Origin of the sequence: Nocardioides mangrovi, from assembly GCF_020073815.1 — a bacterium.
GTDB lineage: Bacteria > Actinomycetota > Actinomycetes > Propionibacteriales > Nocardioidaceae > Nocardioides > Nocardioides mangrovi.
On sequence record NZ_JAIQZJ010000001.1, the window covers coordinates 154,583 to 174,770 of the forward strand.

Below are 20,188 nucleotides of genomic sequence, written 5' to 3' on the forward strand. Positions count from 1 at the left end.
GACGTTGAGAGGAGAGGCAGACGATGGGTGAGTTCGTGCGGCTCGAGGTGGCCGACGGGGTCGGGACGATCCGGCTGGACCGGCCGAAGATGAACGCGCTGAACGTGCAGGTCCAGGAGGAGATCCGCGCCGCCGCCCTCGAGGCGACCGAGCGCGACGACGTCCGGGCCGTGGTCGTGTACGGCGGCGAGCGGGTCTTCGCGGCCGGCGCGGACATCAAGGAGATGGCCGACATGTCCTACACCGACATGGTCAAGCGCTCCGGCGCCCTCCAGTCCTCGTTCGGAGCCGTCGCCCGGATCCCCAAGCCCGTGGTCGCCGCGGTGACCGGCTACGCCCTGGGCGGTGGCTGCGAGCTCGCGCTCTGCGCCGACATCCGGATCGCCGCCGACGACGCGACCCTCGGCCAGCCCGAGATCCTGCTGGGCATCATCCCGGGCGCCGGCGGCACCCAGCGGCTCACCCGCCTGGTCGGCCCGAGCCGCGCGAAGGACATCATCTTCAGCGGCCGCAACGTGTTGGCCGACGAGGCCCTGGCCATCGGCCTGGTCGACAAGGTGGTGCCCGCCGCGAGCGTGTACGACGAGGCCGTGGCCTGGGCGAAGCAGTTCAGCGCGGCTGCGGCGTACGCCCTGCGCGCGGCGAAGGAGAGCATCGACCGTGGCTCGGAGGTCGACCTCGAGACCGGCCTGGAGATCGAGCGGCAGCAGTTCGCGGCGCTCTTCGCCACCGAGGACCGGACCATCGGGATGCAGTCCTTCGTCGAGAACGGGCCCGGCAAGGCGCGTTTCGTCGGCCGCTGATCGGGGGAGAGCGCACGTGTGGGCAGCACCGACGAGAAGACATCCGGGACCCGTCGAGGGGAGAGGCCGGTGAGCGGCGGCGCGACGGCGGCCACCCGGCTGCGGGTGAGCCAGGTGGTCTGGCTGGCGGCCGTGGTGTGCGCGCTGTTCCTCGCCGTGGGTGCCCTGCTGATCGCCCTGGACGCCAACCCCGACAACGCGCTGGTCAAGCTCGTCCACGACGTCGCGGACGCCCTCGACCTCGGCGTCTTCTCCCTGAACAACGGGATCTTCACCTTCGACGGCAAGGACGCCCAGACCAAGAGCGCGCTGGCCAACTGGGGTCTGGCGGCGATCGGCTACCTGGTCGTCGGTCGGATCCTCGAGCGGATCATCCGCCCCTGACCGTGACAGCAGCGCTGTGACGAATCCGACCCCGGCACGAGTTTCCGCGTGTCCTACGCGACGGTAGCCTCACGAGCACATCCGAGATCACAGGAGGGGCCTTCTCGGCCAACCACCATGAACATTGTCGTCTGTGTGAAGTACGTCCCCGACGCCACTGCCGACCGGCAGTTCGAGTCGGACAACACCGTGGACCGCGTCGGCGTCGACGGGCTGCTCTCGGAGCTCGACGAGTACGCCGTGGAGCAGGCCCTCCAGTTGAAGGAGAAGGCCGGCGACGACACCGAGGTGACCGCGCTCTGCATCGGCCCGGAGAAGGCCGTCGACGCGGTGCGCAAGGCGCTGCAGATGGGTGCGGACAAGGGTGTCATCGTGACCGACGACGCGATCGCCGGCTCCGACTACGCCGCCACCTCGCTCGTGCTCGCCAAGGCCATCGAGAAGATCGGTTCGCCGGACGTCGTCATGTGCGGCATGGCCTCGACCGACGCCTCCGGCGGCGTCGTCCCGGCGATGGTCGCGGAGCGCCTCGGCCTCCCGCAGGTCACGCTCGCCTCGGTCGTCGAGACCCAGGGCGACCAGGTCCGCATCAAGCGCGACGGCGACACCGCCACCGAGGTCATCGGCGGCACGATGCCGCTGCTGATGTCGGTCACCGACCAGTCGGGCGAGGCCCGCTACCCGTCGTTCAAGGGGATCATGGCGGCGAAGAAGAAGCCGCTGGAGACCTGGTCGCTCGGCGACCTCGGCGTGGACGCCGGCCAGGTCGGCCTGGACGCCGCGTGGACGACGGTCGAGGACACCACCGCCCGCCCGCCGCGCACCGCCGGCGAGATCGTCAAGGACGAGGACGGCTCCGGCGCCACGGCGCTCGTGGAGTTCCTCGCCTCGAAGAAGTTCATCTGAGGAGCGACACCCCATGTCTGAAGTTCTGGTTCTGATCGACCACGTCGACGGCGCGGTCAAGAAGCCGACCTACGAGCTCCTGACCATCGCCAAGCGGCTCGGTGAGCCGTCCGCCGTCTTCATCGGCGCCGGCGACAAGGCCGCCGAGGTGGCCGAGAAGGTCAAGAAGTACGGCGCGGAGAAGGTCTACGTGATCGACGACGCGCAGCTCAAGGGCTACCTGGTGGCCCCCAAGGCCGAGGCGCTCCAGCAGCTGGCGGAGAAGACCTCGCCGGCCGCGATCCTGATCCCGTCCTCGGCCGAGGGCAAGGAGATCGGCGCCCGCCTGTCGATCAAGCTGGAGTCCGGCCTGATCACCGACGCGGTGGACGTGCAGGAGGGTGGCGTCGCCACCCAGAGCGTCTTCGCCGGCAACTACACGCTGACCGGCAAGGTCACCAAGGGCACCCCGATCATCACGGTCAAGCCCAACTCCGCCGCCCCGGAGGAGTCCGAGGGCGCCGGCTCGGTCGAGGAGTTCTCCGTGTCCGTCTCCGACGGTGCGAAGACCGCCCAGATCGTGGCCGCCCAGCCGCGTCAGGCGACCGGCCGCCCCGAGCTCACCGAGGCCGCGATCGTGGTCTCCGGCGGTCGTGGCACCGGCGGCAACTTCGAGCCCGTCGAGGCCTTCGCGGACGCCCTCGGCGCCGCGGTCGGCGCCTCGCGCGCCGCGGTCGACTCCGGCTGGAAGCCGCACAGCTTCCAGGTCGGCCAGACCGGCAAGACGGTCTCGCCGCAGCTCTACGTCGCCAACGGCATCTCCGGCGCGATCCAGCACCGCGCCGGCATGCAGACCTCCAAGACCATCGTGGCCGTCAACAAGGACGAGGAGGCCCCGATGTTCGAGCTCGTCGACTTCGGCGTGGTCGGCGACCTCCACGCCGTCCTCCCGGCCGCCACCGAGGAGATCACCAAGCGCAAGGGCTGACCCGGCTCCACACGAACGCTGACCCGGCAGAGAGTCTGGATGGCGAGCTCGCAAGCTCGCTCACTCTCTGCCGGGTCAGCGTCATTTCGGGGCGGGACCGATCAGCCGGTGCCGCCGTAGTTCTCGTCCTCGATGATCCCGACCTGCTTGACGGTGACCTTGCGCTTGTCACCCTTGCCGCTCAGCTTGATCTTGCGGAGCGACTGGTTGTTGGTGGTGTCCGACTCGACCAGGTTGCCGTCGGGGTTGGCGTCCACGGCGACGTAGTAGGTGCCGTTGGGCAGGTTGTCGACCCGCAGCGACTGGCCGGCGCGGTACTGCGTGTAGGTGTCGCCCCAGCCGGAGGCCAGCACCTCACGGATGCTGAGCGAGGAGTAGTCGCCGCACGAGGTGGCGAGGTCCATGTTCTCCGGCTTCCAGGCGGCGCCGGTGACGGTCAGGTCGGCCGCATCGGTGTTGGCCAGGCAGAAGGCGTCCTTCTTCGAGACCACGGCCTGCGACAGGTCGGAGTTGAGCAGCGAGTAGCGCGCGAAGTCCTCGAAGTGCCAGTGGTTGTGCGACGGGTCGGCGTCCCAGTGCATGTGGCCGACCGGGGTGTAGCCGACCTGGTTGCCGTCCGCGTCGAAGAAGTACTGGTAGGCGTCCATGAGGTCCTGGTCGTCCTGGTTGCGGAAGCCGTCGACGACCAGCGGGCTGTCGCCGGCGTTCCACACCGTGGCGGAGAACCGGAGGTACTTCTTGCTCTTCGACAGCGAGATGCCCCACGCCGGGAAGGACTGCAGGTCCGGCTGCGGTCCGTCGACCTCGTCGGCCTTGGTGACCGCGCCCGTGGGCCGGTGCGCCGCGGGACGGGCCGTGCCGCTCGCGTGCCGAGCTGCGCGCCGCCCCTCGCCGACCCACTGCTCGCCCTTGACCTTCAGCGTCGTGCTCACGGTCGCCTCGTCGGCGGACAGGCCGAAGAGGCTGGCGTAGGCCGGGGTCACGGTCGCGGTGACGTCGTACGTGCCCTTGCCGATCTTGAGCGGCCGGTCCTGGTTCATGATCGAGGTCGCCCAGCCCTCCTGGACGCCCTGGACGGAGCCGAGGCTGAAGGCGTTGAAGTAGCAGCCCGTCGGGTACGGCGAGGTGGCCGGCGCGTCCGGCTCGACCCGCTCGGAGACGTAGCTGCTGAAGCAGACCTTCGGGTTCATGGTCACGGCGGTGCCCTTCTTGGGCGTCACCGTGATCGTCACGAAGTCCTTGAAGCCGGAGAAGTCCGTCATCGCCCCGGTCGGCAGCGCGACGTCGCCGTCGGCGGAGCGCCAGGTGGTCTCGATCTGGTCGTCGTACGACGGCCGGTGCGACCAGAGCTCGAAGGGGCCGTTCTCGGCGATGACCCGCAGGCCGAGGTCGGTCCACGTCTTGTTCCGGTAGGCGTAGGCCGTGACCGACGGCGGGGCCCAGAGCCGGAACGGCGCGGTGGTGGCCTTGGCCGCCTCCTCGGCGTGCGCCGGCCCGGAGGCGAGCGCGGCCGTGGCGGCGGGGAGCGCCAGGGCCAGGGTGGTGACGAGCCCGAGGGCCCGGGTGGATCGTGGCACGGTGAGATTCCCCTCCCGATGATGCTGTCGCTGTGATCAGCCTGTGCAGCGTACGACGCCGCTGAGACGCGATCGGTTGCCTCGCCGCCCCGGAATACCCTCGGTGCATGACCGAGCAGCAGGACGTCCTGGAGGTCGCCGAGCGGGCGCGCGCCGCGAGCCACGGGCTGGCCCTCGCGACCCGGGCGACGAAGGACGCCGCGCTGCACGCGATGGCCGACGCGCTGCTCGCCCGCGAGGAGGAGATCCTCGCGGCCAACGCCGAGGACGTCGCCCGCGCCGAGGAGGGCGGCACTCCGCCCAACATCGTCGACCGGCTGCGGCTGACCCCCGACCGGCTGGCCGGGATGGCGCAGGGTCTGCGCGACGTGGCCGGCCTGCCCGACCCGGTCGGCGAGGTGGTGCGTGGCGGCACGCTCGCCAACGGCCTCGAGCTGCGGCAGCTCCGCGTCCCCTTCGGGGTGGTCGGGATGATCTACGAGGCCCGACCCAACGTCACCGCCGACGCCGCCGGCATCTGCCTGAAGTCCGGCAACGCCGTCCTGCTCCGCGGCAGCTCGAGCGCCCGGTCCAGCAACGCCGCGATCGTCGCCGCGCTGCGCGACGCCGTGGCCGGTGCCGGGCTCGAGGCCGACGTCGTCCAGCTCGTCCCCGGCGACACCCACGACAGCGTCAAGGCGCTGATGCGCGCCCGCGGCCACGTCGACGTGCTCATCCCGCGCGGGGGAGCGGGTCTCATCCGGTCGGTCGTCGAGGAGTCGACGGTGCCCGTCATCGAGACCGGTGTCGGCAACTGCCACGTCTACGTCGACCGCGCCGCCGACCTCGACAAGGCGCTCGCGATCGTCCTCAACGCCAAGACCCACCGCACCAGCGTCTGCAACGCCGCTGAGTCGCTGCTCGTGCACGTCGACCTCGCCGACACCTTCCTCCCGCGCGTCGTCACCGCGCTCCAGGACGCCGGCGTCACCGTCCACGGCGACCCCGCGTTCGCGTCGTACGACGGCGTGGTGCCGGCCACCGACGCCGACTGGGACGAGGAGTACCTCTCCCTCGACATCTCCGCCGCCGTCGTGCCCGACCTCGACGCCGCGGTCGACCACATCCGCCGCCACTCGAGCCAGCACACCGAGGCGATCGTGACCGAGGACCTCGCCGCCGCGCGCCGGTTCACGGCCGCCGTCGACTCCGCGGCGGTGCTGGTCAACGCCTCGACCCGGTTCACCGACGGCGGCGAGTTCGGCTTCGGCGCCGAGATCGGGATCAGCACCCAGAAGCTGCACGCCCGCGGCCCGATGGGCCTGCCGGAGATGACGACGACCAAGTACGTCGTCACCGGGGACGGCCACGTCCGCTGAGCGGGGGGTCACCCGGTAGGGTGTCGGCCATGCCGAACGCGCTCCTCACCGTGCTGCACACCGAGAACCCGAACGTGCCCAACCACTGGCTCATCGGCGGCATCGCGCTGGTCATCCTGATGGCGCTGATCATCGGCCTGCTGATCTTCGGCGCCGGACGCGAGCACAGCTGACCACCGACGTGTCCGGTCGGCGGCCCGGCCCGCGCCGGATCGGCGTGATGGGCGGGACGTTCGACCCGATCCACCACGGCCACCTCGTCGCGGCCTCCGAGGTGCAGTCGTGGTTCGACCTCGACGAGGTCGTCTTCGTGCCCACCGGCGACCCGTGGCAGAAGTCCGACCGGGTGGTCACGGCCGCCGAGGACCGCTACCTCATGACGGTGATCGCGACCGCCTCCAACCCGCGGTTCAACGTCTCCCGCGTGGACATCGACCGGCAGGGCCGGACGTACACGATCGACACGCTGCGCGACCTGCGCGAGCACTTCCCGGACGCCGAGCTCTACTTCATCACCGGAGCCGACGCACTCGCCGACATCTTCACCTGGCGCGACGCGGAGGAGCTCTTCGGGCTCGCCCAGTTCGTCGGCTGCACCCGCCCGGGGTACACCATGGACGAGGCGACCCTCGCGGCCATCCCGGCCGACCGGGTGACGATGGTCGAGATCCCCGCGCTGGCGATCTCCTCCACCGACTGCCGCGACCGGACCCGCCGCGGCGAGCCCGTCTGGTACCTCGTGCCGGACGGGGTCGTCCAGTACATCGCCAAGCACCACCTCTACCCGAAGGACCAGCAGTGACAGCGACCGACCACGCCCTCGAGCTCGTCGTCGCAGCGGCCCGCGCCGCCTCCGACAAGCTCGCCCAGCAGATCGTCGCCTTCGACGTCAGCGACCAGCTCGCCATCACCGACGCCTTCGTGCTCGCCTCGGCCACCAACGACCGTCAGGTGAAGTCGATCGTCGACGAGATCGAGGACAAGCTCCGCGAGATCGGCGCCAAGCCGATCCGCCGCGAGGGGGAGCGCGACGGCCGCTGGGTGCTCATCGACTACGGCGAGATCGTCGTGCACGTCCAGCACGAGGAGGAGCGGCAGTTCTACGCCCTCGAGCGGCTCTGGCGCGACTGCCCGACCATCGAGCTGCCCGCGGACGTCGTCTCGCATGAGCGGTGACGCCCCGCGGCGTCTGATCCTGCTCCGGCACGGCCGGACGGCGTGGAACGCCGCCGGCCGCGTGCAGGGACAGCTCGACGCCGACCTGGACGAGACCGGGCACCGGCAGGCCGCCCGCGTCGCCGAGGTGCTGGCCGGGCTGAAGCCGACCGCGGTCTGGTCCTCCGACAGCGTCCGCGCCCGCGAGACGGTGGCCTACGTCGCCGATGCGGCCGGGCTCGTCGCGACGTACGACGCCCGCCTGCGGGAGTACTACCTGGCCGAGAGGCAGGGCCTCACGCACGCGGAGTACGCCGACCAGGCCCCCGCGGAGTTCGCGGCGTTCCGGCTCGGTGACTTCGACGTCGTCCCCGGGGGCGAGAAGGCCGCCGAGGTGGCCGCCCGGGTCAGCGCCGCCGTCCACGAGCTGCTCGCGACCGTCGAGCCGGGACAGCTCGCCGTCGCCGTCTCGCACGGCGCGGCCATCCGCGACGCCGTCCCGGTCCTGCTCGGCTGGCCGGTCACCGAGCGCGCCGCCCTGCACGGTCTCGACAACTGCGCGTGGGTCGAGCTCGACCAGGCCGAGCCCGGCGCCGTGCTGCGCCTGCGGGCCTACAACCGGACCGCCCCGGACCCCGCCTGAGCGACACCCCGATTTCGCATCCGCGACATCGGTTGGCTAGTATTCCGCGAGTTGTCACCCCGCAGGTTCGGGGGAAGCAATGGGGCTGTGGCGCAGCTGGTAGCGCATCTGCATGGCATGCAGAGGGTCAGGGGTTCGAGTCCCCTCAGCTCCACCGGACAGGAGCCCGACACGCGAGTGTCGGGCTTCTGGCATTTCCGGACGGTGGCGCCGGGGCGCAGCTGGTAGCGGCTCCGTCATTTCTGGGCAATGGCAGGCAGAGGGTCAGGGGTTCGAGTCCCCTCAGCTCCACCGAACAGAAGCCCGGCGCACTCGCGCCGGGCTTCTGGCGTTTCTAGTACGCCGGCGCGCCCTCGTGCCGCCGGTCGATGGTCTGGCAGACCCAGAAGACGCCGAGCAGGCCGATCAGGATCGCCTCGAGGACGAAGGTGGCGTGGATGTCGAGCCAGCCGGAGTAGAGGCCCAGGGCGTCGCCGCCGCGGACGATGACGACGGTCAGGATCATCAGGCCGGCGAGGGCGCCGTAGACCCAGGTCCACGGGTCGTCCCACCACACGGGCCTCCACCGCGCCCACCAGGGGCCGGGGGCGTCCGGGTCGCGGGACTTCTCGAGGGCGGCCAGGACCACGGCGACGATGACGAACCCGACGCCGATGTTCGCCGACATGCTGTGCACCTGGTGGTTGAAGACGCTGTCGGGGTTCGAGCGGTCGAGGTAGAGAACGAGGTAGACGACCCAGGCGATCGCCGCGAGCAGCCAGGTGACGGCGTAACCGGCGATGACCTTGGTGCCCGGCGACGCGCCGGCCGGGGCGGTCACGTAGTGCCACACGCCGAGGACCGCGAGGAAGACCAGGACCAGGGCGAGCACCACGAGGAGCGAGCTGAAGCTGCGGGCGACCGTCTGCGCGTTGTCGGCGATCAGGTCGTTGTCGGCGACCGGCTTCTCCTGGCTGCCACCGGTCTGGGCGACCGAGGTCGGCAGGCTGCAGTAGTTGGCGTCGAGGGTGGGCACCAGGGCGACGACCATGAGCAGCAGCCCGGCCAGGTTGAGGGCGACGTCCTCCGCAGCGGTCTTCCCCCAGAGCACGATCATCGCGAAGCCGATGATGAGCAGGGCGCCGACGAAGACCGGTCGGACCGGCGTGTAGTAGTAGGCGCTCAGCGAGCGCTGCACGCAGCCGTGCTGCTCGTTCGCGATCTCGCGCCACACCGCGAAGCCGAGGGCGAGGATCACCGCGACCACGCCGAGCCGGATGGCGGCGTAGGTCCGGAGCGCGATCGGCGGCACCGGTGACGGGGGCGGCGGGGTCCCGAGAGTGGACATGGTTGCCAGCGTCGCGACCCGGCCGCCGCGGCGGAATACCCAAAAGTGCCATTGCCGCCGGCGTACGACGAGAGCAGCGTGACGTCATGGCGCTCTCGGTCCTGCACGCCCCCCTGCACGCGCCCTCGGCCGTCGGCAGGTCGGACGTGGTGGTCCGCGAGATCCGGAGCCACGCCCCGACGATCGTCGGCCTCACCGAGGCGTACGGCATCCTCGACGGGCTGTCCCGGATGCGCGGCTACCGGATGGTCGTCGAGACCGGCGGCCTCGACCGACGCCGGGGCCAGAAGGACAACCCGGTCCTGGTCCGCAGCTCCCTGCGCTCGCTGGGCTCCGGCCAGGTGATCGGCTGCGATGCCTCGACCCCGATCAAGATCGCGCCGGAGCGATGGTTCACCTACTCCGCGCAGCAGGTGGACGAGCTGGGTTCCGTCTGCCACGTCGCGCTGCACCCGCACGCGGCCGTGCAGGTCGAGAGCACGGGTCGGCTGCGCGTGGACACCGACCGGGCCCGCCAGTACGGCCGGCAGATGACCGGGTTCGCCGCACTCCTCGACTTCGCCGTCGCGATGGGCTGGCTGGTCGTCGTGACGGGGGACCTCAACTTCCGCGACCGTGGCGACGACGCGCGGTCGCCCTACCGGATCATGCGCGATCGCAAGCTCCAGGTCGTCGTCCACGGGATCGACTGCATCGCCTTCTCCCGCGGGCTCGGGCTGACGGTGAGCGAGGTGCCCGCACCGGCGACGATCACCGACCACCCCTGGCTCCTGGGCGTGGCCGGCTAGCTGTCCCGATCGGCGGGACTCGGACCGACAGATCACTGGCCGTTCACCTCCTGGTGGGTCCCGGTTGTGGGTTCGTTGCGCTGCGAGCCCGAGTCTTCGTCGCGGATCTCGGGCTCCTCCGGACGAAAGAACCTCCCTTGCGTCGTCTTCGCAGTTCGCTCTCAGCCGTCCTCGCGGTCGCACTCTCCACCGCCGCACTCTGGGTCGTCGTCCCCACCGCAGACGCAGCGACCGGTGCGGTCATCACGATCACCGAGTACGCGTACGGCGGCAAGGCCAGCGGCGCCGGCGGCACCGACGGCGAGTACGTCGAGCTGACCAACGTCGGCGACGCGGCGCAGGACCTCACCGGGTGGAAGTACGACAACTCGGCGGCGACGTTCTCGACCGCGCTCTCCCTCTCCGGGCTGGGGACGGTCGCGCCGGGGGAGTCGGTGATCATCACCGACCTGACCGCGGCCGAGTTCCGCACCGAGTGGGGCCTCAAGGACACCGTCAAGGTGCTGAGCAACGGCAAGACGCACACCCTCAACGGTGGGCCGAACGCCGTGCACATCTACAACTCCGGTGGCACCGACGTGGACACCGTCTCCTACGCGAGCGGCTACTTCACCGGTGGCAAGGGCCAAGCCGTGGCCGGCAGCACGAGCACCAGCTTCGCCTTCGAGACCGTCGGTGACGGTGAGGGCTCCTGGGCCAGCGTGGGCGGCAGCGTCGGTTCCCCGGGCGCCTCCACGCTCGGCACCACGACCCCGACCGACGTCCGCACCAGCACCGGTGGCGGCGGCACGCCGACCACCGACCCGAACTACGCCGACATCGTGATCAACGAGGTCACCTCCAACAACAGCGGCAACGGCTTCGCGCCGCTCGACGCCGACGACCTGATCGAGCTCTACAACAAGGGCACGCACGACGTCAGCCTCAGCGGCTGGAAGCAGACCGACAGCAACGCCAACGGGTTCGCCGCCGCCACCGACTTCTCGACCGGGCTCTACGTGGACGGCACGCTCGCGACCACGATCCCCGCCGGCGGGTACGGCGTCTTCTCCTCCGGCCCCGGCCTGAGCAGCGGCGGCGACGCCGTGAAGGTCTACACGCCCGACGGCACCCTGGTCGACAGCCTCACCTACACCGCGGGCCAGGCCGGCGTCGACGAGACCATCAACACCTCCGGCTACTACAAGTCGCTCGCCTCCTGCCCCGACGGCAGCGACACGCTCAAGGAGGTGCCGACCGCTACCTTCGGCACCACCAACGGCGCGTGCACCGGCGGCGTCACGCCGCTGACCAGCGACCCCGAGGCGCCGTGCAGCACCGAGAACTCCGGCACCGCGTCCGGCACCCTGCCCTCCGGTCTCGTCACCTGGCCGGGCTCCCCGTCGCCGGCGACCATCGACGACGAGTGCGCCTGGGTGACCGCCGAGTCGGGCCAGGACCTCAGCGGTCTGGCGTTCGACCCGAGTGACGCGAACGTCCTGTACGCCGTGAAGAACAAGAGCCACGTCTACCGGCTCGTCCGCTCCGGCTCGACCTGGGTCAAGGACACCGCCAACAGCTGGGGCAGCGGCAAGGACCTCCGCTTCCAGGGCAACACCGGCCTGCCGGACAGCGAGGGCCTGACCGTCGGCCCCGACGGGATGCTCTACATCACCACCGAGCGCGACAACAGCGCCTCGGGCGTCCCACTGGACTCGATCCTCCGGTTCGACCCGAGCGCCAGCGGCACCACCCTGGTGGCGACCGAGCAGTGGGTGCTCACGTCGGACCTGGACTTCACCAACGCCGACGCCAACCTCGGCTTCGAGGGCGTCACCTACGTGCCCGACAGCTTCCTGACGGGGTACGGCTTCCGCACCGACGACGGCACGCTCTACGACCCGGCCGACTACCCGGACAAGGCGCTGCCCGGCCTCTTCCTCGGCGCCGTCGAGAAGACCGGTCACCTGCGGGCCTACGTCCTCGACACCGACGGCACCTGGGCGCGGGTCGCGGACATCGCGACCGGCATGGTGGGCGTCATGGACGCGTCGTACGACGCCGACCTCGGCCGGATCTGGGCGCACTGCGACAACACCTGCGGCAACGCCACCACCCTGCTCGAGATCGGCAGCGACGGGCACGTCGCGGTCGACCGGTCCTACAGCACCCCGGCCGACCTGCCCAACTACAACCTCGAGGGCTTCGCCGTCGCGCCGATGTCGACGGCCACCGACGGCAGCCGCGAGGTGCTGTGGAGCGACGACGGCAACCGCTTCGGCCACTCGCTGTGGAGCGGGACGATCGACGTCGAGCTGGACCTCGACCAGACGGCCACCCCGACCCCGACCATCGTCGGCTCCCCGACCGTCGGTCAGACCCTCACCGCGAGCGTCGGGACCTGGGACCCCGGCGTCACCACGCACTACGTCTGGAAGGACGGGAGCACGGTCCTCGCCACGGACGGTCCGCTCGTGCTGGGCGACTCGCTGGTCGGCCACGCGGTCACCCTCGAGGTCACCGGCACCAGGGCCGGCTTCGCCGCCGCCACCGCGTCCGCGACGGCGACCGTCGCCGCGGCCGAGCTCGACGGCCCCGCCGCGCGGATCGTCGGCACGCCCGAGCTGGGCCAGACCCTGACCGCCGACGTCGGGAGCTGGGAGAGCGGGGTCACGACGCACTACGTCTGGAAGGACGGCGACGGCGTCCTGGCGACGGACGCGCCGCTCACCCTGAGCGACCCCGCGCTGGTCGGCCGGACGATCACCCTCGCGGTCACCGGCAGCAAGCCCGGCTACACGCCGCACACGTCGACGGTGACCGCCGTCGTGCGGGCCGCGACCCTGGACGCGCCGGAGCCGACCATCAGCGGCAGCCCGCAGGTCGGCCGGACGCTCACCGCCTCGGCGACCTGGGGGCCCGGCTCGGTCGACCTCACCTACGCGTGGTTCGCCGACGGCGCACCGATCAGCGGCGCCGACGGCACCACGCTGGTGCTGGGTGCCGGCCAGGTCGGGGCGACCATCACGGTGGCGGTGACCGGCACCAAGACCGGCTACGCGACCCGGACGGTCTCCTCCGACCCGACCGCCCCGGTCGAGCGCGGCACGATCAGCTCGAAGCGCCCGACCATCAAGGGCAAGGCGAAGGTCGGCCGGACGCTCACCGCCGTCCCAGGTCGGTGGAGCGCCGGCGGCGCCCCGGTGACCCTGACGTACAAGTGGTTCGCCGACGGCTCCGCGATCAAGGGCGCGACCACCTCCGAGCTGGGCCTCACCAAGAAGCTCAAGGGCGCGAGGATCACGGTGCGGGTCACCGGCTCCGCGGCCGGCTTCGAGAAGGCCGCCGAGACGTCGAAGGCGACCTCGAAGGTCAGGTAGCGGTACGCCGAGGGAGCCCGTCACCGCACGGTGGCGGGCTCCCTCGCACCCGCATCTGGAATCCTTCCCCGCGTGAGTGCCGCGACCTCCCGATCCCTGCCCCTGCCGCTCCGTCTGGAGCGGGCCGCGATCCGCGGCCTCGTGCGCCTGCCCCGCCCGCTCATCGAGCGGCTCGGCGCCGGCGCACCGGTGAACAGCGACGGCGAGCGGCTGGCGCCCGAGATCGCGCTCGCGCTCGCCGCGATGAACCGGATGCCGGGCAACGACTTCTCGGAGCGCACGGTCGAGAAGGCGCGGCACCAGATCGACGAGGAGGCGCTCACGTTCGCGGCGACCTATCCGCCGTTCGCGGTCGAGGAGGACCTCGTCATCCCCGGCCCCGCCGGGCCGATCCCGGCCACCCGCTACCGCGCCCGGGCGGGGGAGTCGCGCGGCCTGCTGGTCTTCTTCCACGGCGGTGGGTGGGTGGTCGGCAGCCGGGTCAGCCACGACTCGCCGGTCCGCTTCCTCGCCCAGCACGCCGAGGTCGACGTGCTCTCCGTCGACTACCGGCTCGCGCCGGAGCACCCGTTCCCCGCAGCGATCGAGGACGCGCGCGCAGCGTGGGACTACGCCGTCGCCCAGGCGCCCGCCTGGGGCCTCGACCCGGCCCATATCGCGATCGGTGGCGACAGCGCGGGCGGCAACATGACCGCCTCCCTGGCCCTCCTGCTGCGCGGCGAGCCGGTCCAGCCGACCCTCCAGCTGCTGCTCTTCCCCGCGACCGACCTCTCGGAGGCGCGCCTGACGCGGGCCTCCCTCCACGAGTTCGCCGACGGCTTCTTCCTCACCCGGCGACAGATGGACTGGTACCTCGAGCGCTACCTCGCCGATCCCGCCGACGCGCTCGACCCCCGTGCGTCGCCGCTCCTCGCCGACGACCTGGCCGGTGCCGCCCCGGCGTACCTCGCGGTCGCCGGCTTCGACCCGCTGCGCGACGACGGCCTCGCCTACGCGCAGCGGCTCGAGGAGTGCGGCGTCCCGGTCGAGGTGGCGCGCGAGGGCGACCTGATCCACGCCTTCATCAACGTCACCGGCCTCAGCCCGAGCGCGTACGACGCCACGCTGCGGGCCGCCCACGCGGTCCGGGCCGCGGTCACCGCGGGGTAGGCGAGCGGCGCCGCACGACGAGCTTCACCAGCTCCTCGACGACCACCAGCGACATCGCGATGCCGATGCTGGCGGACCACTGGCCGAGATCGAGCCCGGTGGTGTCGAAGATCCGCGCCAGGAAGTCGAGCGCGGTGATGGCGACGATCGCCAGCAGCGCCAGCCCGTACCGGCGCAGCTGGACGACGCCCGGCATCGCGTCGCGGTCGAGGATCGTCCCGACCTGGTCGCGGCTCAGCAGCGCGCCGGCGAGGTGGAAGAGCGACAGCGTCGTCAGCAGCATGGTCGAGGCGAGCACCGCGTCACCCTGGTGGTCGCCGAGCTGGTAGGCCGCGAGGGAGCCGACGGTCATCACCGCGCCCTGCACGCAGAGCCTGACCCAGTCGGTGCGGGACAGCACGGGCGCGCCGACCGGGCGGGGTGGTCGCGACATCAGGCCGCGGGCGGGCTGGTCGAAGCCGAGCGCGATCGCGAGCGGGATGTCCACCACCATGTTCAGCCACAGGATCTGGAGCGGGTTGAGGGGTGCGCCGGCCGCGATGCCGAGGATGCCTGCGCCGATGAAGATCGCGATGTAGGCGACCAGGGTCGACATCTGGAAGCGCAGGTACTTGAGCAGGTTGTCGTAGAGCGTCCGGCCGTAGGAGACCGCGCCGACGATGGTCGCGAAGTTGTCGTCGGTCAGGATCATCACCGCGGCCTCCTTGGAGACCTCCGTACCGGTGATGCCCATCGCGACGCCGATGTCGGCCGTCTTGAGCGCGGGCGCGTCGTTGACCCCGTCGCCCGTCATCGCGACGACCTCGTCCTCCTCCTTGAGGATCCGGACCAGGCGCACCTTGTCCTCGGGGGCCACGCGGGCGACCACGCCGATCTCGTCGATCTCGGTGCGGAGCCGGTCATCGCTCATCGCCGCGAACTCGGCGCCGGTGACCGCGCGCCCCTCGATCCCGAGCTCGCTCGCGATGGCGGCCGCCGTGGTGGCGTGGTCGCCGGTGATCATCCGCACCCGGATCCCCGCCTGGTGGCACTCCGCGATCGCGTCCCGGGCCTCGGGTCGGGGCGGGTCGACGATCCCGACCATCGCGAGGAGCGTCAGGTCTCGGACCCGCTCGATGAGGTCGTCGCCCGCACGCACCGTGCCCGGCTCGAAGTCGCGCTGGGCGACCACCATGACCCGCTCGCCGGCGTTGGCGATCTGGTCGTTGGCCTCGAGGGCCAGGTGCCGGTTGTCGTCGGTGATCGGCAGCAGGGTCCCGTCCGGGTGGCGCAGCGTCGTGGCGCGGGCGATCAGGACGTCGGGCGCGCCCTTGACGTAGCAGCGCACCACGGGCCGACCGTCGTCCGCGGTCATCTCGTGGAAGGTCGCCATGAACTTGTAGTCGGAGTCGAAGGGCACCTCGGCGACGCGAGGGAGGGCCGCGCGGGTCTCGGCGACGTCGAGCCCGCCCTTGGCACCGAGGACGATCAGGGCGCCCTCGGTCGGGTCCCCGATGAGGGTCTCGCCGTCCAGCACGGCGTCGGCGCAGAGCACCATCGGCAACAGGTAGGGGTCGAGGTCGTGGCGCTGGCCACCGACGTGGCTGATATCGCCGACCGTGCTGTAGCCCTCGCCCGAGACCGTGTACCGGTTCTGGCCGGGGATCACGATCTCCCGCGCCGTCATCTTGTTCAGCGTCAGCGTCCCGGTCTTGTCCGAGCAGATGGCGGAGGTCGACCCGAGCGTCTCCACGGCGGGCAGCCGCTTCACGATCGCGTTCCGCTGGGCGATCTCGCGGGTGCCCATCGAGAGCAGCGCGGTGACCACGGCCGGGAGGCCGGTGGGGATGGCGGCGACCGCGAGCGCGACGCCGGTGATGAAGAGCGTGTCGAAGGACTCGCCCTGCGCGAGGCCGAGCAGCACCACGACCACCAGGGCCACGGCGGCGATCGAGGCGATGATCTTCGAGAGCGAGTCGAGCTGCCGCTGCAGCGGGGTCCTGCTGGTCTCGGTGCTGGCGAGCATCCCGGCGATGTGGCCGATCTCGGTGTCCATCCCGGTCGCGGTGACGATCAGCTCGCCACGGCCCCGGGTGACCGAGGTGTTCATGTAGGCCATGCAGATCCGGTCGCCGAGCGGCACGTCGGAGCCGGTCACCGGATCGGCCGTCTTGCCCACCGGCAGGCTCTCGCCCGTGAGGGCCGCCTCCTCGATCTCGAGGGTGGCGGCGAGTGAGACCCGTCCATCGGCCGGCACGCGGTTGCCGGCCTCGACCAGGACGACGTCGCCCGGGACCAGCTCGGAGGCGTCGACCTCGATGGCCTGCCCGTCGCGGCGCACGCGCGCGATCGTCCGCATCATCTGCGAGAGCGCCTTCACGCTCTCCTCCGCCTTGGCCTCCTGCCGGAGGCCGATCACCGCGTTGAAGACGGTGAGGCCGGCCAGCACGACCGTGGTGCCGGTGTCCTGGGTGACCAGCTGGTTGACGAGGGCCGCGGCGAGCAGCACCAGCTGCATGAAGTCCTCGTACTGGCGCAGGAAGGCGCGCCACGGCGGCTCCCGGTGGCCTCCCTCCAGCTCGTTGCGGCCGTACGACGCGAGCCGGGCGGCCGCCTCCTCCGCCGAGAGTCCCTGCGCGGGCGTGACGCCGAGGCGGGAGGCGACGTCCCCGGCCGGCGCCGAGACCGGATCCATCGCCTCCGGTACCGCGGCGAACCGGGTGTCGCTGGCCATCGGTCCCTCCGTCCGCGGGGTGGGGGCACACCGCGCTGCGAGGGTCCCGTCGGGGTGGGTGGTTCCGCCTCACCCCGCCCGGGGTGGTGACGGGGTGACCACCAGCCGCTGCCGCGAGGTCGCGGCGTCGACCCACGCCTGCTCGACGTCCGCGAGCGGGACGGCCACCGCGTCCACCGCGAACGTGCCGCGGCCGATCTCGGCGGCGAGCTCGCCCAGCTCGGCGACGATGTCGCGGGCGGCGACCGAGCCCTGGCCGCTGCCGACCAGCTCCAGGCGCGTGGCACGCAGCGCGGCGGAGGGGATCGGCGCCTCCAGTCCGGCGACCGAGCCGATCTGCACCCACGTCAGCCGCTGGGCGTCGTCGACGCGGCGCGGGACGATCGCGTACATCGCCTCCACGGTCGCTGGGCCCCACAGGTAGTCGAGGACGACGTCGGCGTCGCCGCCGGCCGCGCCCAGCGCGTCCCGGTCGGCGAGGAGCACGGCGTGGTCGACGCCCTCCAGCTCCGCGAGCAGCTCGGCGCGACGGCCGACCGCGGTCACCGCGCCGGCGCCGAGGTGCCGGGCGACCTCGACCGCCAGCCGTCCGGCGTTGCCGGTCGCGCCGAGCACGACCACCCGCTGGCCGGCCCGGAAGTCGATCCGCCGCCGCAGCGCCACCCACGACGACATGGCCGGGTTCATCGCGGCGGCGAGCAGGACCGGGTCGGCGTCGTCGGGCAGCGCGACGCTGCGGCGTACGTCGATCACGGTCCGCTCGGCCATCGAGCCGAGGGTCGTGTCCGGGAGGACGAAGTAGCGCAGCGTGCCGCCGGCGTCGCGGCCCACGCCGTCGATGCCGGGGACGAGGGGGAGCGTGTCGGTGCTCGTGTAGTGCGAGCCCGCCGCCTGCGACCGCACCCGCGGGTGCAGACCGGCGGCGAGGACGTCGACCACCGTCTCGTGCGGTCCGGTCGGCGTGGGGTCGGGGCAGTCCCGGTAGCGCGGGGCCTGGTCGAAGCTGGTGACGAGTGCTGCCCTCATGGCGGCCTCCGGAGAGAAGTAGTTGGTGATACCAATCAAAGTAGTTGGTACTCCCCATCAAATCAACTAGTCTTCCGGCGTGACCGACACCCAGGACGACCGGGCCCTGATGGATGCCGTCGTGCAGCTGTCCTTCGAGGTGATGGCGGTGCTGCACCAGGTCGGCGCGGCCCACGACCTCTCTGCCACCCAGCTGCGGCTGCTCGGCGTGCTCCGCGACCGCGAGCCGCGGATGGCCGACCTCGCGGACGGCCTCGGCCTCGACCGCTCGACCGTCAGCGGCCTCATCGACCGGGCGGCCGCGCGCGGCCTCGTCGAGCGGTTCCCCGACGAGCACGACCGGCGTTCGAGCCGGGTGCGGATGACGGCTGCCGGCCACGAGCTCGCCGTGCCGGTCGCCGCCGCGGTCGCCGAGCGGGTCGCCGCCCTCGTCGAGCCGCTGTCGCGGGCGGACCGCGCGACCTTGCGGGCGCTCGTCGAGCGCGCCCTCGCCGCCTGGTAATCCGCTCGACGCGGCCGCGAGGATGGAGGCGTGAGCACCGAGACCGCCGCCCTGCTCGCGGCGTACGACGAGCAGCTGCGCACCGACGCCGAGGTCGCGGGTGCGCTCGCCGTGCACCGCCTCGGACCCGTGCGACTGGCCACCTTCCCGGCCGGCCAGGGCTTCGTCACGACGCCGCGGCTGACCGGCGTCGGCGCGGACCAGGCCCGCGGCTGGGTGGCGGCCGCGGTCGAGCACTTCCGGCAGGACCCGGGGATCCGCGAGGTCGAGTGGAAGACCCGCCAGCACGACGACGCGCCCGGCCTCCACGACGCGCTGCTCGAGCACGGCTTCGAGCCGGACGAGCCGGAGTCGATCATGATCGGCCGTGCCGAGCTGCTGGCGGTCGACGTCCCGCTGCCCGACGGCGTCACCCTGCGCCGGATCGACACCGAGGCCGACGTCCGGGCGATGAGCGCGATGGCGGACGTCGCCTTCGGCGAGCCGGTCTCCGATGCCCATGCCGAGTTCGCCCTGAGCCGGCTCGCCTCCGGCGACGGCACCGAGCTCTGGGTGGCCGAGGCCGGCGGCGTGATGGTCAGCGCGGGCCGGCTGGAGCCGGTGCGGGACAGCGACTTCGCCGGCATCTGGGGCGGCTCGACCCTGGAGGGGTGGCGTGGCCGCGGGATCTACCGCGCGCTGACGGCCGCCCGCGCGCGGTCCGCGCTCGCGCTCGGCAAGACGCTGGTCAACAGCGACTCGACGGAGATGTCCCGGCCGATCCTGGAGCGCTCGGGGCTGGCGAAGGTGTCGACGACGACGCCGTACCTCTGGCGCCGGGGCGGTTCAGGCTAGCCTCACCTTTCTGGATCGGTTCAAGAAAAGGTGGTTGGGTAGGACCCATGACCGACATGCTGCACACCGAGAAGTCCACCCACGTCGCCCGACCCCCGTTCACCGCGTCCGACCAGCTCGCGACCCACCTGCAGCAGCTCTCCGTCGACCTGATCGACCTCCACCTGGTCGGCAAGCAGGCCCACTGGAACGTCGTCGGCCTCAACTTCCGCGACCTCCACCTCCAGCTCGACGAGGTCGTCGACGCCGCGCGCGAGTTCTCCGACCAGGTCGCCGAGCGGATGCGCGCGATCTACGTGACCCCCGACGGCCGGGCGCGGACCGTCGCCGAGCAGTCCAGCCTCCCGGACTTCCCGGCCACCGAGATCAACACCGCCGAGACCGTCGACCTCGTCACCGCCAGCCTGTACGCCGTCGCCGGCACCGCCCGCCGGATCCACGACGACGTGGACGCCGAGGACCCGACCACCGCGGACATCCTGCACGCGATCATCGAGCGCCTCGAGCAGCTCGCCTGGATGATCGATGCGGAGAACCGGGTCGCCAACGCGAGCCTGCCGCGCCCGATCCACCGCTGACCCGTCGCTGACCCGTCGCTGACCCGTCGCTGTTCACCTGACGGCCACCCGGCCGGCGCCGGCGCGTCGCCGAAGGAGCGGAGGCTCTCTCCGCTGGCGCGTGCCGGCACCGGACGGGA

At 71.8% G+C, this 20,188-nt stretch carries 19 protein-coding genes and 1 tRNA gene; 16 read left to right on the forward strand and 4 right to left on the reverse strand.

The annotated features are described in order from the left end of the window. Positions 1 to 23 precede the first annotated feature (23 nt). The 4 genes from K8U61_RS00700 to K8U61_RS00715 all read left to right on the forward strand — a co-directional run bounded on the left by K8U61_RS00700 (position 24) and on the right by K8U61_RS00715 (position 3,060). Complete coding sequence (locus K8U61_RS00700; protein ID WP_224121035.1) at positions 24 to 803, forward strand: enoyl-CoA hydratase/isomerase family protein; 780 nt, start codon at positions 24 to 26, stop codon at positions 801 to 803. Positions 804 to 872: 69 nt separating this feature from the next. Next, complete coding sequence (locus tag K8U61_RS00705; protein WP_224121036.1) at positions 873 to 1,187, forward strand: hypothetical protein; 315 nt, start codon at positions 873 to 875, stop codon at positions 1,185 to 1,187. Positions 1,188 to 1,322: 135 nt separating this feature from the next. Continuing rightward, complete coding sequence (locus K8U61_RS00710; protein ID WP_224121037.1) at positions 1,323 to 2,093, forward strand: electron transfer flavoprotein subunit beta/FixA family protein; 771 nt, start codon at positions 1,323 to 1,325, stop codon at positions 2,091 to 2,093. Between the two features lie 13 nt (positions 2,094 to 2,106). After that, positions 2,107 to 3,060 (forward strand): electron transfer flavoprotein subunit alpha/FixB family protein, encoded by a 954-nt coding sequence (locus K8U61_RS00715; protein ID WP_224121038.1) that lies wholly within the window; start codon positions 2,107 to 2,109, stop codon positions 3,058 to 3,060. 101 nt (positions 3,061 to 3,161) lie between these two features. Here K8U61_RS00715 and K8U61_RS25280 read toward each other — a convergent pair whose 3' ends face one another. Then, positions 3,162 to 4,637, reverse strand: coding sequence for a lysyl oxidase family protein (locus K8U61_RS25280; protein WP_224121039.1), 1,476 nt, complete (start codon positions 4,635 to 4,637; stop codon positions 3,162 to 3,164). Positions 4,638 to 4,744: 107 nt separating this feature from the next. Here K8U61_RS25280 and K8U61_RS00725 point away from each other — a divergent pair, with 107 nt between their 5' ends. From K8U61_RS00725 to K8U61_RS00750, 6 genes are all read left to right on the forward strand, one after another. Then, positions 4,745 to 5,995: a glutamate-5-semialdehyde dehydrogenase gene (locus K8U61_RS00725; protein ID WP_224121040.1), complete on the forward strand. Its 1,251-nt coding sequence runs from the start codon at positions 4,745 to 4,747 to the stop codon at positions 5,993 to 5,995. A 29-nt stretch (positions 5,996 to 6,024) separates the two neighbouring features. Further along, complete coding sequence (locus K8U61_RS00730) at positions 6,025 to 6,168, forward strand: hypothetical protein (protein ID WP_224121041.1); 144 nt, start codon at positions 6,025 to 6,027, stop codon at positions 6,166 to 6,168. Between the two features lie 8 nt (positions 6,169 to 6,176). Beyond that, a complete protein-coding gene (gene nadD / locus K8U61_RS00735; protein WP_308043073.1) occupies positions 6,177 to 6,797 on the forward strand; it encodes a nicotinate-nucleotide adenylyltransferase in 621 nt (206 codons plus the stop codon). Further along, positions 6,794 to 7,171 carry a ribosome silencing factor gene (gene rsfS, locus K8U61_RS00740; protein ID WP_224121043.1) on the forward strand — a complete coding sequence of 126 codons (378 nt, stop codon included), beginning with the start codon at positions 6,794 to 6,796 and terminating at the stop codon, positions 7,169 to 7,171. The genes nadD and rsfS overlap by 4 nt, the downstream gene beginning before the upstream one ends. Beyond that, positions 7,161 to 7,793, forward strand: a complete 633-nt coding sequence (locus K8U61_RS00745) for a histidine phosphatase family protein (RefSeq protein ID WP_224121044.1) — start codon at positions 7,161 to 7,163, stop codon at positions 7,791 to 7,793. The genes rsfS and K8U61_RS00745 overlap by 11 nt, the downstream gene beginning before the upstream one ends. A gap of 81 nt (positions 7,794 to 7,874) precedes the next feature. Further along, a tRNA-Ala gene (locus K8U61_RS00750) sits at positions 7,875 to 7,947 on the forward strand. A gap of 180 nt (positions 7,948 to 8,127) precedes the next feature. On the opposite strand, the gene K8U61_RS00755 is transcribed toward K8U61_RS00750, so the two are convergent. Next, positions 8,128 to 9,120 (reverse strand): hypothetical protein, encoded by a 993-nt coding sequence (locus K8U61_RS00755; protein ID WP_224121045.1) that lies wholly within the window; start codon positions 9,118 to 9,120, stop codon positions 8,128 to 8,130. 86 nt (positions 9,121 to 9,206) lie between these two features. On the opposite strand from K8U61_RS00755, the gene K8U61_RS00760 reads away from it, so the two are divergent. The 3 genes from K8U61_RS00760 to K8U61_RS00770 all read left to right on the forward strand — a co-directional run bounded on the left by K8U61_RS00760 (position 9,207) and on the right by K8U61_RS00770 (position 14,416). Further along, positions 9,207 to 9,908 (forward strand): hypothetical protein, encoded by a 702-nt coding sequence (locus K8U61_RS00760; RefSeq protein WP_224121046.1) that lies wholly within the window; start codon positions 9,207 to 9,209, stop codon positions 9,906 to 9,908. 137 nt (positions 9,909 to 10,045) lie between these two features. Further along, entirely contained in the window at positions 10,046 to 13,267 is a 3,222-nt protein-coding gene (locus K8U61_RS00765) for a lamin tail domain-containing protein (RefSeq protein ID WP_224121047.1), read from the forward strand. Between the two features lie 72 nt (positions 13,268 to 13,339). Then, a complete protein-coding gene (locus K8U61_RS00770) occupies positions 13,340 to 14,416 on the forward strand; it encodes an alpha/beta hydrolase (protein ID WP_224121048.1) in 1,077 nt (358 codons plus the stop codon). Here K8U61_RS00770 and K8U61_RS00775 read toward each other — a convergent pair. Then, positions 14,403 to 17,129: a cation-translocating P-type ATPase gene (locus K8U61_RS00775; protein WP_224121049.1), complete on the reverse strand. Its 2,727-nt coding sequence runs from the start codon at positions 17,127 to 17,129 to the stop codon at positions 14,403 to 14,405. The genes K8U61_RS00770 and K8U61_RS00775 overlap by 14 nt on opposite strands. Positions 17,130 to 17,198: 69 nt before the next feature. Continuing rightward, entirely contained in the window at positions 17,199 to 18,155 is a 957-nt protein-coding gene (locus tag K8U61_RS00780) for a zinc-binding alcohol dehydrogenase family protein (protein WP_224121050.1), read from the reverse strand. Between the two features lie 79 nt (positions 18,156 to 18,234). Between K8U61_RS00780 and K8U61_RS00785 the strand changes: the two genes are divergently transcribed. Genes K8U61_RS00785 through K8U61_RS00795 form a run of 3 tightly spaced genes read left to right on the forward strand, consistent with a single transcriptional unit; the run spans position 18,235 to position 20,069 of the window. Next, the gene (locus K8U61_RS00785; RefSeq protein ID WP_224121051.1) at positions 18,235 to 18,657 is read left to right on the forward strand and encodes a MarR family winged helix-turn-helix transcriptional regulator; all 423 of its coding nucleotides are present in this window, start codon (positions 18,235 to 18,237) and stop codon (positions 18,655 to 18,657) included. A 30-nt stretch (positions 18,658 to 18,687) separates the two neighbouring features. Further along, positions 18,688 to 19,491 carry a GNAT family N-acetyltransferase gene (locus K8U61_RS00790; RefSeq protein WP_224121052.1) on the forward strand — a complete coding sequence of 268 codons (804 nt, stop codon included), beginning with the start codon at positions 18,688 to 18,690 and terminating at the stop codon, positions 19,489 to 19,491. Positions 19,492 to 19,538: 47 nt separating this feature from the next. After that, complete coding sequence (locus tag K8U61_RS00795) at positions 19,539 to 20,069, forward strand: Dps family protein (RefSeq protein WP_224121053.1); 531 nt, start codon at positions 19,539 to 19,541, stop codon at positions 20,067 to 20,069. The last annotated feature ends 119 nt before the right edge of the window (positions 20,070 to 20,188 follow it).

Coding starts and splice junctions, on each gene's coding strand:
- K8U61_RS00700 (WP_224121035.1), top strand. CDS start 24: ATGGGTGAGTTCGTGCGGCTCGAGGTGGCCGACGGGGTCGGGACGATC.
- K8U61_RS00715 (WP_224121038.1), top strand. CDS start 2,107: ATGTCTGAAGTTCTGGTTCTGATCGACCACGTCGACGGCGCGGTCAAG.
- K8U61_RS00725 (WP_224121040.1), top strand. CDS start 4,745: ATGACCGAGCAGCAGGACGTCCTGGAGGTCGCCGAGCGGGCGCGCGCC.
- K8U61_RS00730 (WP_224121041.1), top strand. CDS start 6,025: ATGCCGAACGCGCTCCTCACCGTGCTGCACACCGAGAACCCGAACGTG.
- K8U61_RS00745 (WP_224121044.1), top strand. CDS start 7,161: ATGAGCGGTGACGCCCCGCGGCGTCTGATCCTGCTCCGGCACGGCCGG.
- K8U61_RS00755 (WP_224121045.1), bottom strand. CDS start 9,120: ATGTCCACTCTCGGGACCCCGCCGCCCCCGTCACCGGTGCCGCCGATC.
- K8U61_RS00760 (WP_224121046.1), top strand. CDS start 9,207: ATGGCGCTCTCGGTCCTGCACGCCCCCCTGCACGCGCCCTCGGCCGTC.
- K8U61_RS00775 (WP_224121049.1), bottom strand. CDS start 17,129: ATGGCCAGCGACACCCGGTTCGCCGCGGTACCGGAGGCGATGGATCCG.
- K8U61_RS00780 (WP_224121050.1), bottom strand. CDS start 18,155: ATGAGGGCAGCACTCGTCACCAGCTTCGACCAGGCCCCGCGCTACCGG.
- K8U61_RS00795 (WP_224121053.1), top strand. CDS start 19,539: ATGACCGACATGCTGCACACCGAGAAGTCCACCCACGTCGCCCGACCC.